Source organism: Caldivirga maquilingensis IC-167 (assembly GCF_000018305.1).
GTDB lineage: Archaea > Thermoproteota > Thermoprotei > Thermoproteales > Thermocladiaceae > Caldivirga > Caldivirga maquilingensis.
In genome coordinates, this window is the sequence record NC_009954.1 from 1,020,003 (window position 1) to 1,034,968 (window position 14,966).

14 protein-coding genes are annotated in these 14,966 nt (G+C 43.5%); 11 read left to right on the forward strand and 3 right to left on the reverse strand.

What is annotated here, in order from left to right:
* Positions 1-58 precede the first annotated feature (58 nt).
* From CMAQ_RS04955 to CMAQ_RS04995, 9 genes are all read left to right on the forward strand, one after another.
* Positions 59-745: an MBL fold metallo-hydrolase gene (locus CMAQ_RS04955; RefSeq protein WP_012186021.1), complete on the forward strand. Its 687-nt coding sequence runs from the start codon at positions 59-61 to the stop codon at positions 743-745.
* Positions 746-1,006: 261 nt separating this feature from the next.
* Positions 1,007-1,390: a hypothetical protein gene (locus CMAQ_RS04960; RefSeq protein WP_012186022.1), complete on the forward strand. Its 384-nt coding sequence runs from the start codon at positions 1,007-1,009 to the stop codon at positions 1,388-1,390.
* Positions 1,391-1,436: 46 nt separating this feature from the next.
* Positions 1,437-2,480 (forward strand): NAD-dependent epimerase/dehydratase family protein, encoded by a 1,044-nt coding sequence (locus CMAQ_RS04965; RefSeq protein ID WP_012186023.1) that lies wholly within the window; start codon positions 1,437-1,439, stop codon positions 2,478-2,480.
* A gap of 95 nt (positions 2,481-2,575) precedes the next feature.
* Entirely contained in the window at positions 2,576-5,134 is a 2,559-nt protein-coding gene (locus CMAQ_RS04970; RefSeq protein WP_012186024.1) for a CDC48 family AAA ATPase, read from the forward strand.
* A 136-nt stretch (positions 5,135-5,270) separates the two neighbouring features.
* Positions 5,271-6,089, forward strand: a complete 819-nt coding sequence (proC, locus tag CMAQ_RS04975) for a pyrroline-5-carboxylate reductase (protein WP_269479090.1) — start codon at positions 5,271-5,273, stop codon at positions 6,087-6,089.
* 162 nt (positions 6,090-6,251) lie between these two features.
* Complete coding sequence (locus tag CMAQ_RS04980; protein WP_012186026.1) at positions 6,252-6,914, forward strand: methyltransferase domain-containing protein; 663 nt, start codon at positions 6,252-6,254, stop codon at positions 6,912-6,914.
* 125 nt (positions 6,915-7,039) lie between these two features.
* Positions 7,040-8,026: a deoxyhypusine synthase gene (locus CMAQ_RS04985; protein WP_012186027.1), complete on the forward strand. Its 987-nt coding sequence runs from the start codon at positions 7,040-7,042 to the stop codon at positions 8,024-8,026.
* Positions 8,011-8,991, forward strand: coding sequence for an MraY family glycosyltransferase (locus CMAQ_RS04990; RefSeq protein ID WP_012186028.1), 981 nt, complete (start codon positions 8,011-8,013; stop codon positions 8,989-8,991). Before CMAQ_RS04985 ends, CMAQ_RS04990 begins: the two co-directional genes overlap by 16 nt.
* A complete protein-coding gene (locus CMAQ_RS04995; RefSeq protein ID WP_012186029.1) occupies positions 8,991-9,194 on the forward strand; it encodes a hypothetical protein in 204 nt (67 codons plus the stop codon). Before CMAQ_RS04990 ends, CMAQ_RS04995 begins: the two co-directional genes overlap by 1 nt.
* Positions 9,195-9,218: 24 nt before the next feature.
* On the opposite strand, the gene gapN is transcribed toward CMAQ_RS04995, so the two are convergent.
* The 3 genes from gapN to CMAQ_RS05010 form a co-directional block, all read right to left on the reverse strand.
* Positions 9,219-10,760: an NADP-dependent glyceraldehyde-3-phosphate dehydrogenase gene (gene gapN, locus CMAQ_RS05000; RefSeq protein WP_012186030.1), complete on the reverse strand. Its 1,542-nt coding sequence runs from the start codon at positions 10,758-10,760 to the stop codon at positions 9,219-9,221.
* 68 nt (positions 10,761-10,828) lie between these two features.
* A complete protein-coding gene (locus tag CMAQ_RS05005; protein WP_012186031.1) occupies positions 10,829-11,383 on the reverse strand; it encodes a KH domain-containing protein in 555 nt (184 codons plus the stop codon).
* A 113-nt stretch (positions 11,384-11,496) separates the two neighbouring features.
* The gene (locus CMAQ_RS05010) at positions 11,497-12,645 is read right to left on the reverse strand and encodes a cobalamin-independent methionine synthase II family protein (protein WP_156769842.1); all 1,149 of its coding nucleotides are present in this window, start codon (positions 12,643-12,645) and stop codon (positions 11,497-11,499) included.
* Between the two features lie 183 nt (positions 12,646-12,828).
* Between CMAQ_RS05010 and CMAQ_RS05015 the strand changes: the two genes are divergently transcribed.
* Both CMAQ_RS05015 and CMAQ_RS05020 read left to right on the forward strand, forming a co-directional pair.
* Positions 12,829-13,971, forward strand: a complete 1,143-nt coding sequence (locus CMAQ_RS05015; RefSeq protein ID WP_012186033.1) for an OBG GTPase family GTP-binding protein — start codon at positions 12,829-12,831, stop codon at positions 13,969-13,971.
* Between the two features lie 62 nt (positions 13,972-14,033).
* Complete coding sequence (locus tag CMAQ_RS05020) at positions 14,034-14,963, forward strand: alpha/beta hydrolase (RefSeq protein ID WP_012186034.1); 930 nt, start codon at positions 14,034-14,036, stop codon at positions 14,961-14,963.
* The last annotated feature ends 3 nt before the right edge of the window (positions 14,964-14,966 follow it).

Sequence of the window (14,966 nt, forward strand, 5' to 3'; positions counted from 1 at the left end):
ATACAAAATTAAAATATGTAATGTTAATCTTTAATATAGGGGATTCCATGTATTAAGCATGGTTAAGTGGATGAAGCTTACGGTAATTAATGATAATGAACCTAATCCACCATTGCTTAATGATTGGGGATGGAGTATACTTATTGAGACTGATAAATGGGTTCTACTGTATGATGCTGACACTGAACCGGGAATCATGGAGAATAACATTAATGCCCTGGGTATTGACCTCAGGGGAGTGAATGCCGCATTTCTAAGTCACTATCATGCAGACCACTATGGGGGATTTAGATACATTGGTGAGGTTAAGAGGGGTCTTGTGGTTTATGTGCCTGAGGAGGATAAGATCTTGGCCAAGTGGGGTCTTAGGCCAGTTACAGTTAATTCACCTAGTGGGATTCTTGAGGATGCGGTAACTACAGGTGTTATGAGGGGTATGGGTGTTAATGAGCATTCCCTAATTGTTAAACTAGATGGCTATGGCCCAGTGATTATTGTGGGTTGTTCTCATCCTGGTATTGATAATATTGTTAAGAGAGTTTATGAAATGTTTAATAGTGTTTATCTAGTGATTGGAGGATTCCATGAACCATTAAGGCATCAACTTAATACTGTCGTGGAGTACTCAAGATACGTATGTCCAGCCCACTGTTCAGGTGATGATGCTAGGAGTTATGTGAAGAACAATTACCCAGAAAAATACTGTGGGATTAAGACTGGAGTTAGGCTTAGGTTACCGATGTAAATACACTTAGAAATATTACTCCAAGTATATAATTTAGGTAGGTTTGAATTAAAAGCATTACCTTAAACCTAGGTTATGCAGTAAGGCTCATTTAATTATTGGTGAAGGTACATGAACTGTATGAGGGAATAACATTTAAGTCCCTAAACTAGGAAATACAATGCAGTGATTAAAGACTAACTGCTGAGGGGTGATGAACTGGCGACAGTATGAGGTAACTTAATGGTGAAAGCTAAATTAAGTTGAGTAAATTATCCCAGTGTGGGTGTTTTAAGGAGGTTCCTAGTATATGTAACAAAGGACCTAGGTGGTGAGGCTAAGTACGTTGATGCCGTTACGTTCTGTAACCAAGGTGAATCAGTGATTAGGGTTAAGGTGGTTTACCAGGGGGCGTTCACTAGGACTGGTCTTGAGAAGTACGTTAAGGGCATTAGGCTTATATTTAATGACGGGGTAATTGTTGGTGAGGGTAATGAATCAACACCCATCCTAAGCCTAAGTAGTGGGCAGTGTATTAAGGGTACATTAATGTATTATATTGATCCTGAAATAACCACTCAACTTAACCCTGTTAGGGTTAATTTAATTAAGAAGGGTTTAATGTTCATTGCTGGTTACCAATTTGATGTAGTTACCGTGGATTAATTCAAAGTTAAGTTAAATTAATAAGTCTACTTACGCATTAACCCATATGCAGTACTTTAAGTTACCTGACAGGATAAGCACTATTGATGAGCTTGAGGATTTATTATCAACACCGTATCCTGAAACCATAAGTGACTTAAAGGAAGTTGACGGTGATATAATGATACTGGGTGCTGGCGGTAAGATAGGCCCGTCATTAAGCATTATGGCGGCTAGGGCTGTTAAGGCCAGTGACCTTAGGAGAAGAGTGATTGCGGTTTCCAGGTTCAGTAGAGGTGACTTACCCAGTAGGCTTAAGGAAATGGGTGTTGAAGTTATAAGTGCTGATTTAAGTAATGAGGATGATGTCGCCAAGCTACCTGACGCTGAGAACATAATATTCATGGTTGGTAGGAAATTCGGGACAAGTAGTGAACCTGAATTAACCTGGATAACAAACACCTACGTACCCGCACTGGTGGCAAGGAGATTCCCTAAGTCCAGGTTCATAGTTTTCTCAACAGGCAATGTTTACCCACTTGTCCCATTACACTCAGGCGGCGCCACTGAGTCAACTAAGACTGGGCCAATTGGTGAATACGCATGGGCGGCGTTAGCCAGGGAGAGGATCTTTAACTACTTCTTTAGGATTAATGGTAATAAGGCCGTGATAATTAGGTTGAATTACGCTAATGAGCTTAGGTACGGTGTTCTACTTGACGTGGCCCTGAGGGTTGCTAAGGGTGAGCCCATTGACTTATCAATGGGTTACGTCAATGTTATTTGGCAGGGTGATGTTAATAACATGATTCTTAGATCCCTTAAACACGCTCAAAATCCACCACTAATACTTAACATTACTGGACCAGAAACCGTACCGATTAGATGGGTTGCTGAGGAGTTCGGTAGGTTAATCGGGAGGAAGCCAGTATTCACTGGTAATGAGTCTGATACCGCCCTTCTCAGTAATGCCTCAAGGGCCTTTGAATTATTCGGTTACCCAAGGGTTACTTTAAGGCATATGATTAAGTGGATTGCGTATTGGGTTACTGAGGGTAAACCAATATATAACCTACCCACTCACTATGAAGTTAGAACAGGGGAATACTAATCTGATGCAGCATTATATATGTTACCCCCTTAGGAATCCCCTCAGTTAGCGTAGTCAACAAGGTTTTTATACACCCTATTAGCAAATAGGTACGTATGGCTAACGGTGAAGATTCATTAACACTTCGTGTGGCAGAGGCTAGGAGTCGTGATGTTGGTAGAGGTATTGTTAGGGTACCTATGAGATTAATGAGGAAGATAGGTATTGAGCCTGGTGACTACGTTGAGATAAGTGGTAATAAGCGTATAGCCTATGCCCAGGTTTGGCCGGCTTACAGTGATGATGAGGATAAGGACATTATAAGGATGGATGGTTTCATTAGACAGAACATTGATGTTTCACTGGATGACTTAGTTAAGGTTAGGAAAGCTAACCTAAGGCCGGCGCAAAGAGTAACAGTAGCCCCAGTGGGTGAGGAGATTAAGATTGATCCAGATTACTTGAAGAAATCATACCTAGTTGGTAAGCCAGTGTGGCGTGGTGCAATATTCGAACTACCCTACTATACTGGTGCATTAAAATTCATGATAACTCAAGTAATCCCAGCCCCAGCAGCCTACGTTGGCACTGAGACTGAGGTTACGATGCAGGATAAGCCAGTTCAGGAAACTAACCTGCCTCGTGTTACTTGGGAGGATATTGGTGATTTGGAGGAGGCTAAGCAGAAGATTCGTGAGCTTGTGGAGTTGCCTCTTAAGCATCCTGAGTTGTTTAGGCATCTTGGTATTGAGCCCCCTAAGGGTGTTTTACTAATTGGCCCACCCGGTACTGGTAAGACTCTCTTGGCTAAGGCTGTTGCCAATGAGGCTGATGCGTACTTCGTCTCCATTAATGGTCCTGAGATTGTTAGTAAGTATTACGGTGAGTCTGAGGCTAGGTTGAGGGAGATTTTCGATGAGGCTAAGCGTAATGCACCAGCAATAATATTCATTGATGAAATAGACAGCATAGCACCAAAACGCGAGGAGGTGACTGGTGAGGTGGAGAAGCGCATAGTGGCCCAATTACTAACACTAATGGATGGTTTACAGGAGAGGGGTCAAGTAGTTGTTATAGGAGCAACGAATAGACCGGATGCAGTGGACCCAGCATTAAGAAGACCAGGAAGATTCGACAGAGAGATAAACATAGGCATGCCTGATAAGAGGGCTAGGTTAGACATATTATCCATACACACCAGGGGTGTTCCATTATGCACTCCCGACGATGTGTCTAACTGCAAGGGTGATAATTGCCCATGTAAACGTGGTGATGAGGTTGACTTAGAGAAGATAGCCGATATGACGCATGGCTACACTGGGGCGGATATAGCGGCGTTGGTTAAGGAGGCTGCAATGACTAGGCTTAGGAAGTTCCTTAACCAGAATGGTAAGGCCATAGACCTAGATAGACCGATACCCACAGACATGTTGAACATGATTAAGGTTACTATGCAGGACTTCATGGATGCTATGAAGTACATTCAACCCACAGTATTAAGGGAAGTTATTGTTGAGGTTCCTGAGGTTCACTGGGATGACATTGGAGGCTACGCTAGCGTTAAGCAGGAGCTTAGGGAGACTGTTGAATGGCCTATTAAGTATAGGGTTTACTTCGATGAATTAGGCGTTGAACCACCTAAGGGTATTTTGTTGTTTGGTCCTCCTGGTACTGGTAAGACTCTCTTGGCTAAGGCTGTTGCCAATGAGAGTGGTGCAAACTTCATAGCCGTCCGTGGCCCTGAAATACTGAGTAAGTGGTTTGGTGAGAGTGAGAAGGCTATTAGGGAAATATTCAAGAAAGCCAGAATGGCAGCACCATGCGTAGTATTCTTCGACGAAATAGACGCAATAGCACCAGCAAGAGGATACAGGATAGACAGTGGAGCCACTGATAGGATAGTTAATCAGATACTTGCCGAGATGGATGGAATAGCGCCACTACGCAACGTAGTTGTGATAGCAGCCACTAATAGACCTGATATCCTTGATCCAGCATTACTAAGACCAGGAAGATTCGACAGAATAATATACGTACCACCACCGGATAAGGAGGCTATACTTGAGATCTTTAAGGTGCATACTAGGCATATTAAACTCTCCAGTGAAGTTAATGTGCAGGAATTAGCGGACTCCATTAGGGTTAAGTCCATTGAGAAGGCTTTAACGCAACTCAATATTAGGGCACATGAGTTTAAGACTAAGGTCACCGATGCTGTTGAATCCGCCTTAACTGAGCTTGATAGCAGTGATATTAAACAGGGTGATAAGGCTAAGTTAATTGAGGCGTTAAATAATGTGAAGTCAATGCTAAGTAATGGTGAATTCAAGGGCAGTAAGGGGTTAAGGACAATGATTGATGTTGTTAAGATTCTAGTTGATGTGTTTGAAACAGCAACACTAGGGCAGGTTGACAGTGGGCTTGAATCCCTCAGGGAGTTTAAACTATACGCCTCCCTATACACTGGAGCTGACATAGCCGCTATTGTTAGGGAGGCATCAATGATGGCTTTAAGGGAGGCAATAACCTCAACGAAGACGCCATCTGATGTGGCAGTGACCATGAGGCACTTCCAAATAGCCTTCCAGAGGGTTCAACCATCGCTAAGTGTTGAGGTGCTTAGGAAGTATGATGAAATGTCCAGGATGCTGAGTAGAGTAATCAGGGGTCTATAATCGCTAGTCTAGTAATGTAAGGTAACTTCCCTCTTATCGTGCTCGCACTGGGTGACTCATTACTACATATAGCGTAATGCTTTAAAGTAAATATACTATAGGGGCTAGGGGTGGTTTTATTGCCAGGTACGCAATAATAGGTTTAGGTAAAATAGGCACTGCAATAGCTAAGGCCTTAATTAAGGTAGGTATTAATCCAAGTGATATTGCTGGTTCAGTTAGGAGTGAGCATGGATTAAGGAGGACTCAAGTCGAGTTACCTGGTGTTCATGTAACGCTTAGTAATGGGGAGATTGTTAAGGATGCTGAAGTTATAGTACTGGCGGTTAAGCCTAGACAGGTAATTGACGTTATTAATGATGTCGCCGGGTTACTTAATGAGGATAAGTTAATGATTTCAGTGGTGGCTGGGCTTTCAACTAAGCTACTGGGTAGCCTCACTAAGGCTAGGGTAATTAGGACTATGCCCAATATATCAATCCTGGAGGGTTCAGGCGTCACGGCTGTTTCAAGGGGACCTAGGGCTACTGATGCTGATGTTGAGTTCACATGCAGCTTATTTAATGCAGTGGGTAAATGCTACATAGTTAATGAAGAGTACTTAAACGCAGTAACAGCGTTAAGCGGCTCCGGACCAGCATACGTGGCTATGATTGTTGAAGCGCTTTGGGAGGCTGGAATACTGATCGGCTTACCATCAGACCTAGCCTGGAGCCTCTCAATAGATGTAATTGAATCTGGGGCTAAGTTACTGAATTCTAAGAAGCCTTGGGAGATAATCAGTGATGTTGCTACACCAGGTGGTGTAACCATAAGTGGAATTAAGTTTGCTGAGGAGAGGGGGCTTAAGGGATTATTAATGGGTATGATTGAGTCAGCATATAGAAGGAGTACTGATGTCCAGAAGACTATTGAGGATACCATAGAGGCTAACTTAAGTAAGCTGAGAAAGTAAAGGAATTCTTTACTGATTAGGGAAAAATTTTAAAAGTAGTGATAAGTTATTTCATTACTTAATCAATAAAATAATCCTCACTAGGTTTAATGATTATAAAAGGAATTTGACTAAGAAACCACGTGAGCTATGTTTTAAAACTCCCCCTTGCAAACACTTAATATGCCGTATGACGTACCATATGTACCATCCCCGGAGGTTGTGGTAAGAAGAATGCTTCAAGTAAGTGGGGTAAGGCCTGGTGAGGTTGTTTATGATCTTGGGTGTGGTGATGGTAGGATAGTTGTAATGGCTGCTAAGGAATTTGGTGCAAGGGCTGTTTGCGTTGAGATTAGGAATGATCTTTATGAACAAACCCTCAGGAGGATTAAGGAACTTAACCTTGATAATGTTGTTAAGGTTATTCACGGCAACTTCTTCGAGGTACCTATAGAGGATGCCGACGTGGTAACCATGTACCTCCTAACAAGTGTTAATCAAATGCTTAGACCTAAGCTTGAGAGGGAGCTAAGGCCTGGGACAAGGGTTGTTAGCCATGATTTCGAGGTACCCGGCTGGAAGCCCATACTTGCTGAGGATGTTTACGAAGAGTGGAGGAGTCATAAAATATACCTATTCAAGATACCTGGCGCTGAAATACCAATACCAGCCCAAACCCAGGTAAGTGTACCCAGTGAGTACTCAGATATAGTTAAGTTACTTGATGGGCGTAGATCAATAGAGGAGATAGCTCAGAAGACTGGCTTAACAATGAGGAGGGTTAGGGAAATAGTTAATGAACTTGAGAAACTGGGGGTAGTTAAGGAGGTTAAGGTTATTAAGTGAATCAGTTAAATTAAACCAAGTGCACTTAAAATTAATAATCCCAATTAAACCCCATTAAGCCCACTCAACGCTTATTGAATCCAGGGGAGTAAAAGTTAAAACACCCACAATTAGGCATAGTCTTCATGAACCATGAGGAGAGGGTTGCTGATGCAGAGTTAGGTGCTAAGTCAATTAAGGACCTTATTGAATCCTACAACCTCATTGGTGGTTTCATGGCCAGGAACCTTTACGATGCATCCAGGGTACTTGCCTCAATGTACAGTGATCCTGACGTCACAGTGATACTATCATTCACAGCTAACCTAGTCTCCACAGGACTTAGGGGTATTTTAAGAGGTATAATAGAGAGGGGGCTTGCTGATGTAGTCATTACCACGGCGGGTACGGTGGATCATGACGTGGCTAAGTCACTTGGCGGAGTCTACTTTAAAGGCTCCTTCGACATTGATGACTCAGTACTATTAAGTAAGGGTATTCATAGGATAGGGAACGTATTCGTTAGGAAGGAGCACTATGGGCCACTTGTTGAGAAGGCTGTTCACTCGACTTTAAGTAAGGTTAATGCAAGTGAGATTGGTGTAAGGGAGTTGCTGTGGCTTATGGCTGATGAATTAGATGACTCATCAATAATAAAGGCATCTAAGAGGAGTTGCGTACCAATATACATACCTGGGTTTGTTGATGGGGCCTTTGGTACAGCAATACTGACTTACAATGAGGTTCAGAGGACTAGGTCAGGGGGTAGGAGGATTAACGTTAATGTACTTAAGGATGAGGAGGAGATAATGAATATAATTTACTCAAGTAAGAAGCTTGGCGCCGTAATAATAGGTGGGGGTATTAGTAAGCACCACGTCATATGGTGGAGTCAATTCAAGGGTGGGTTAGATTACGTCGTCTACTTAACCACAGCCACAGAGTGGGATGGATCATTAAGCGGCGCTAGGCCTAAGGAGGCGGTTAGCTGGGGTAAGGTTAAGCCGGAGGCTAAGTCAGCCTTCGTCCTGGCTGATGCCACAATAACTGTACCAATACTATTCAACTACATAGCCTCAGAGGTGGGTTTCAGGAAGAGGAACATGGGTGTTTACCCATGGAATTGCCAATAATAATCACTGCATCCACATTGGCGTCAATACTGGCGGCGTACATTGTGTTGAAGTGTAGATGCGCCCTAGTGCCTGATGTTCATAAGCCTAATAAGCCCCTCATACCTAAACTAGGTGGATTAGTGGTATTAGCCTACGTTGCCGTCTCCTTCACTTTACTGAGCATTAGTAGGGACTTAACCAACTCAATGTACTATGTTGTATTCTACACAACACCCATAGTATTAGGCGTAATAGGCATTGTTGATGACTTTACCCATGTTCATGAATTCCTCAGGGTCGGTGCCTCAGTGCTTTACCCACTTATAATACTACTAGCCATGGGTGGTAAGTTAGGTTACTTGAATTTCCCAATAATAGGCCACTTCTCTAACCCAGTGGTGATAATTGTATTAACCATTGCAGTGTACGGTGTATTCTCGAATGCCATAAACATGATGGATGTAGTTAATGGTGTTGTCCCATACTCAATGATATTAACATCCATAATCCCCCTAGCCTACTCAATAATGACTAACAACATTACCCTACTTCAAATGACCCTGACACTACTAATACCATCTATAATACTCTTCGCCTTCAACAAGTACCCAGCCAGGTTATTTAACGGTAATGGAGGCACATACTCAATCGGCGCGCTCGTTGCTGGCTTAATGCTCTACAGTGGCTTGGGTACATTAATACTCTTAGTAACGGTACCGTACGTAATCAATGGTCTACTCATTGTGGTTAGTTCAAGGGGCATTAAATCAAGGGAGAAGCTTAAACCCTCAACATACATGAATGACTTCATCATATACCCTAACCTAGATAAGGGATCAACCTTAACGCTGATGAAGATGATAGTCACTGATGAGCCTGGAGATGAGCGTAAAGTTATAAGGGGCTTCTACATGGTGTTTAATGTGGCCACTGCATTAACAATATTACTCTTCATAGTGCTTTACATAATGGGGTGGGTTTAATGGTTAAGACAGCATTATACTTAACCGTATCATCATGGGCACTGTTACTCATGGGGATTATTGTAATTGGTGTGGTTGCGCACATGTTCGGTAACCCATGGTTACTCATAACCGTGGGCCTAATAATAGTTGCAGCTTGGTCAATAGTGGTCTATAGGGTTGCAGAAACCTTAGTGAGGAGGGGTGTTAATAAGGGTCGTTGATTTTAATTGAAAGGAAACCTAATTTCACGAGTACCTCCAGACACCCTTACCTCTATAATTGTATACAATTGCCTTATATGCCGTAACATACTCAAGGGTGTAGCCAAGTCCCTCCCTCCCAATACCTGAATCCTTCCTGCCTCCAAATGGGTAGTAGCCTATACCGTGTCTTGGGTAATCATTCACGTACACTGCCCCAACCTCAAGTAGCCTAGCTGCCTTCCTTATCCTACTTACATCATTACTGAATATTGCTGCATCAAGTCCATACCTCCTACCATTAGATAATTCAATGGCCTCATCTAAGTCATTAACCTTCACTAACACTGCTATGGCTGCGAAGACCTCCTTATTGTAGAGGTACAGGTCCTTAACCTTACTCTTATCAATCTCAATTAAAGTGGGTTCAATGTAAGTGGGGCCGAGTTTCCTACCACCGTAAAGTATTCTACCACCCTTGGAGACTGCGTCTTGAGCCGCCTTAATGACTTCGTCAGCCGTGGCCTCATCTATTAATGGACCCATTGTTGTGTCTGGGCTTCTTGGGTCACCGACCTTAACCTTAGATAACTCCTCAATTAGGCTTGCCTTAAGTTGATCATATACGTTTGGTTCAGCGAAAATGAACTTAACTGCATCACACCTTTGCCCAGCGTAACTGTATATGCCTATGGCTATTCTTTGGGCAGCCCACTTGGGGTCAGCATCATTAAGCACTATGGCTGGGTCACCGCCACCAAGCTCCATTACAAACTGCTTAATGCCAGCCTCCCTAATAACCTCAATACCGGTCTCAGTGCTTCCAGTTAATGAAATTGCCCCTATCCTCCTGTCTGAAACCACCTTGCCCATGTCCCTACCTGGTATTGTTAATACTGCAAGTGCCTTAACTGGGAATCCAGCTAGCTCAAGTACCCTGGCGAAGAGTATTGTTGGTAATGGGTCAGCTGAGGCTGGTTTAATTAAGACGGCATTACCAGCTATTGCTGAGTATGCTATTTTATTAACAGTGTCGAAGAGTGGGTAATTGAATGGTACTATGGCTAACACAACCCCAATGGGTTCCCTCTTAACTATGGCCTCGCTCTCCAAGGCATCAAAACTCCAGTCCCCTGGCACGTAGTCACCGTGAACCCCTTCAACATCAAAATCCAGTCTCCTCAGTCTCTCAATTGCTGAATTAACCTCCCCATTAGCCGCTGAGGTTGTTTTACCAGCGTTGGAGACTAGTACATTAACGAAGTCCTCCCTAAACTTATCAAGTAGGTCAGCCGCCCTATGAAATGCATCGAGTCTCCTTTGACCAGGCATGTCCCTTATAGCCCACCTACCCTCCCTATAGGTGGTTTCGATAGCCTGCTCAGTTACGTTGCCTGGTAGTCTCGGTACCTTGGCTATTACAGATAAGTCTATTGGGGACTTGACGTCCTGCCAATTATCACCCATGTACCATTGCCCATTAATGAATGTTGGGAACAGTGGTGTACCATCAGGCCCAGTCTTCAGTATTGATGATAGTTCAGGCGACTTAACCTCAACCTTAACTTTACCCTTAACCTCAATCATTAATTAACCTGCCTTGGATAGCGCTTTTAAGCGCGGTGGGTTTTCTGGGTTAGCTTTAATTGACTTAATTAAAAATTACCCTCAATTCTCCTTAAATTCAAATCCCTCTTCCACCTCTGTAGCCACCTATACACTGTGGAGTGTTGCCTACCGTTAATCAACATTACTATTGCATCCCTAACAGCCCTAACATTATCGTAATTACCTATTATGCCCACTGCCTTATCCTTCACAGCAATCTTGGTTTCAGTTAATTCCTCAAGATTCCTCTTAACCTTACCGCCCTCACCAATTATTATTGCCTTAATCCTACTTAAGTGATTCTCCTTATCTTTACCAATGTAGTCGCTTAAATCCACTACATCAAGGTACTTATCATCGTTAAGTAACTCTAATGCATCATCCCTTGAGAAGCCTAGGGCTAGCGCTTGAATAATCTGCCTAGCCTTAATAACTGAGTCTGGGTTTGCATCCTGCATTGGTGTTAATACCACTGAGTCATCCTTAACCTCAACCTGCACCTTAAGATTTACCTCAATGGAGTTCTTAACCTCCTCAGTAACTAGGGTCTTCGCCTTCTCTAAGGGTATCTCAAGTGGTCCACCGAAGTAATAATTAGCCATAATGCTCAATAACCTAACCCACTGGAGTTAAATAAACCTTAACCCAACATGTGTAGGAATTAGAGGCATGCCTCCTTAAGTAGATGCTTAATTTAAATCCTTAATTAGTCCTTCTACTTCAAGTACTTGCCTCTCAGGATTTTAGCCGCCTCAGCCATTGAGCGAAGCTTCATGAATGCAATCCTCCTACTGTACCTCCTAAACATCCCAACACCGAATCCACAGTCGGGATTCAACCATACTCTGGTTGGGTCAAGTACCTTAAGAACCCTCTCAGCCCTGGCGACTATTTCACTAGGTTCCTCAACCCTATTACCCCTAACTTCAACAACACCCAGTCCTATCTCCTTCTCCTGAGGCAGTAATTGAGCGAATTTCGCTGGATCCCCACTCCCTGGGCTTGCGTACTCTAACACATACTGCTTAACCTTTATGTCAACGACCTCTGGGGCTAATTTCTCATAACCCACGCCATAGTATGGTGAATCTGGGTTAGGCCACCTATCCATATGCATCCCAATCCTGACGCCGTCAATACCCTTAATCGTCTCATTGATAAGATCCCTGGCTAGGCTTAACTCATTCTTAAACCCCCTATACTTCTGTCCATTTAATTCCTGAAGCACCTTCCTGTACCTATCTGGTTCATTCTCGGAGGCTTCAACTAAATCCCCAAGCATTGGTTCATCTAATTGAATGAAGTGGACACCCAGATCCCTCAACCTAATTACCTCATTCCTAACTAACCTGGAGTACTGTTGAGCTAATTCCTCGGGTTCCTTATAATAATCCTTAGAGTACTTAATGTGCCAAGCCTCCCACATTATTAAGTATGGGCTGGGTATAGTTACCTTAACCCTCCTATCGGTTATGCTTAGGGTGAAGGACGCCTCATCCACAGTGAACGGCTTATCCTCAATAGGACCCACTGCCACTGGCCTATAGTATGTTAATTGAGCCTTATAACGCCTCATAATGTCTATTCCCTGTGGGTTTATTTCAGATATGTGCATTACCTTGAAGCCAGGTATCTTCTGCCCCACGAAGGCCACGAAGCTAGTCCTCCTCTGTTCACCATCAGTTAAAACCTCCACACCAGCTAACTCCTCCTCCTTGACTGTTAACTTGACTGCGTCATTAACGTACTCCTCATACTCCTCCTTATCCATCTTACCCTCATTAAATAATTCAAAGGCCTCAACAAGCCACCTAGGCCTTGGGAAACTACCCACCACTGAGGTTACGAAGGCTTCCTCAACCATTAGTAATGCGTGGTTCAGGTAATTTAAAAGCATTAATCCATGGTTAAGGCTGGTTTATTCAGATCGTCGTGAGGTCATCAGTAATCAGGTTTGATACCCATCATCACTATGAAGTAGGCTTAACCCCGCTTATTAACTCTTACTACAAAGAATTATAACCCTCCCAGTGGAGGAAAACTGAAGATGCCAGCTAACCTACCAGCTGAGGCTAGGGCCAAGTGGCTTAAGGTACTTGAGGCTAAGACACCTGAGGAGAAGCTTAAGGCCCTTGAGGAATTCATATCAGCCACACCCAAGCATAAGGGTACTGAGAACCTTATCCACTGGGCTAGGAGGAGGATGGCTCAGTTGAGGAGGGAGATTGAGTTGAGGAAGGAGAAGGAGAGGAGTAGGGGTGGTGGGGGTCTTAGGATTTACGTTGAGAAGAGTGGTGATGTTCAATTAGCTGTAATTGGACCACCCCTATCAGGTAAGAGTGCATTACTTAAGTGCTTAACCGACGCTAATGTGGAGCCGGACCTCATACCCTACTCAACTATTGAGCCCGTACCCGGAATGTTCATTGAGGGTAACGTTTACTTCCAATTAGTTAAGGCCCCATCAGTAAGCCTAGGCAAGGACAGTGATTTAAACAACATTACCTTATCCATAATGAGGAACGCTGACGGTGTATTAATGGTGCTTAACTGCCTTAATGGTGATGTTAGGCAGCAGTTCGATGCAATAAGTAAAATGGCCCTTGACGACGGCATTTACCTAGTTAAGCCAAGAGGCATAGTGAGGGTGGAGCCTAAGACTGGTATGGGGGTTCAAGTCATTGGTAAGCTGCTTAATGCAACCCACAGTGATGTAGTTAAGTTACTCACGGGTTACAGAATATATGGTGCTATTGTGTACATAGATGGTGAAGCCACCCTAGATGATATTGAGGACGCCCTAATAAGGTCCCCAGCTTATAAGCCAACCATACTAATCCTAAACAACCATCATTTATGCGGTAAGGTTGATTTAACCGACTTAAGGATACCCATTATTCCAGCTAAGCTGGATGAATGCGTTATTGATAGGGTTAAGTTATCTGAAACCATATTGAGGCACCTTGATTTAATAAAAGTCTACACTAAGGAACCTTGGGCAAGTAAACCAACTGATAAACCCTTCATACTTAAGAGAGGCTCAACGGTGGGTGACTTGGCTCAAAGAATACACAGTGAGTTATACAGGAACTTCAAGTATGCTAGAATTTGGTCACCCACCGGCTTCCATAGGAGGGTTGGGTTAAACTACGTGCTTAATGATGGCGACATCGTTGAGATACATGCTTAACTTGAATTAAGCCGTAAGCCCACTCACAATGCTTAATAAGGTAGGTAGCGTTAATCAAGATTATGCCCCTTGACCCATCGGTGAGGAGGATAATTGAAGAGTTCAATAAGGTTAAACCGCAGATGAGTAAGGTGCCTCTTAATGAGCTTAGGAGAATGAGTAGGGCATCATCCTTAAGCCAACCTAAGAGACAAATACATAAGGTCTTCGACATTTCAATACCAGGGAGTGAAGTTAAGATACCTGCAAGGGTTTACGTACCCAGGGATGGGGAGGATTTTGGAGTATTAGTGTACTACCACGGTGGAGGATTCGTGTTCGGTGACGTTGAGTCCTATGATCCATTATGCAGGGAATTAGCTGTTGCATGCGATTGCGTAGTAGTCTCAGTTGACTATAGGCTTGCCCCCGAGAACAAGTTCCCAGCAGCAGTAGTGGATGCCTTTGACTCAGTGCAGTGGGTTCTTGAACACGCTAATGAGGTTAATGGTGATTCTGAGAAGATTGCAGTGGGTGGGGATAGTGCTGGGGGTAATTTAGCAGCAGTGGTGGCTATAATGGCTAGGGATAAGGGGTTAAGGCCAAGCCTTAAGTATCAAGTGTTAGTTAACCCATTCGTGGGTGTAGATGTCGCATCCTACAGTATTAGAGAGTACTCCATGGGCTTTCTCCTGGATAGGGATGACATGGATTTCTTCAATAAGGCTTACTTAAGTAACTTAACCGATGCATTGGATCCACGCTTCTCACCAATACTGGTTAATGACCTCAGTAACCTACCACCCGCCTTAATCATAACGTCGGAGTATGATCCATTAAGGGATTCAGCGGAAACATACGCCACTAGGCTTTCAGAGGCGGGTGTACCAACAGTTGTTGTTAGATTCAATGGTGTAGTCCACGGCTTCTACAACATGCCCATACCCCACGCGAAGGTGGTAGTGGGGTTAATAGGATCAACACTGAGGCAGGCGTTTTACGGTAAGTATTAGAGT

Coding starts and splice junctions, on each gene's coding strand:
- CMAQ_RS04995 (WP_012186029.1), top strand. CDS start 8,991: ATGGTTAAGACAGCATTATACTTAACCGTATCATCATGGGCACTGTTA.
- CMAQ_RS05015 (WP_012186033.1), top strand. CDS start 12,829: ATGCCAGCTAACCTACCAGCTGAGGCTAGGGCCAAGTGGCTTAAGGTA.
- CMAQ_RS04990 (WP_012186028.1), top strand. CDS start 8,011: ATGGAATTGCCAATAATAATCACTGCATCCACATTGGCGTCAATACTG.
- CMAQ_RS04965 (WP_012186023.1), top strand. CDS start 1,437: ATGCAGTACTTTAAGTTACCTGACAGGATAAGCACTATTGATGAGCTT.
- CMAQ_RS04955 (WP_012186021.1), top strand. CDS start 59: ATGGTTAAGTGGATGAAGCTTACGGTAATTAATGATAATGAACCTAAT.
- CMAQ_RS04970 (WP_012186024.1), top strand. CDS start 2,576: ATGGCTAACGGTGAAGATTCATTAACACTTCGTGTGGCAGAGGCTAGG.
- CMAQ_RS05020 (WP_012186034.1), top strand. CDS start 14,034: ATGCCCCTTGACCCATCGGTGAGGAGGATAATTGAAGAGTTCAATAAG.
- CMAQ_RS04985 (WP_012186027.1), top strand. CDS start 7,040: ATGAACCATGAGGAGAGGGTTGCTGATGCAGAGTTAGGTGCTAAGTCA.
- CMAQ_RS05010 (WP_156769842.1), bottom strand. CDS start 12,645: ATGGTTGAGGAAGCCTTCGTAACCTCAGTGGTGGGTAGTTTCCCAAGG.
- gapN (WP_012186030.1), bottom strand. CDS start 10,760: ATGATTGAGGTTAAGGGTAAAGTTAAGGTTGAGGTTAAGTCGCCTGAA.
- CMAQ_RS05005 (WP_012186031.1), bottom strand. CDS start 11,383: ATGGCTAATTATTACTTCGGTGGACCACTTGAGATACCCTTAGAGAAG.
- CMAQ_RS04980 (WP_012186026.1), top strand. CDS start 6,252: ATGCCGTATGACGTACCATATGTACCATCCCCGGAGGTTGTGGTAAGA.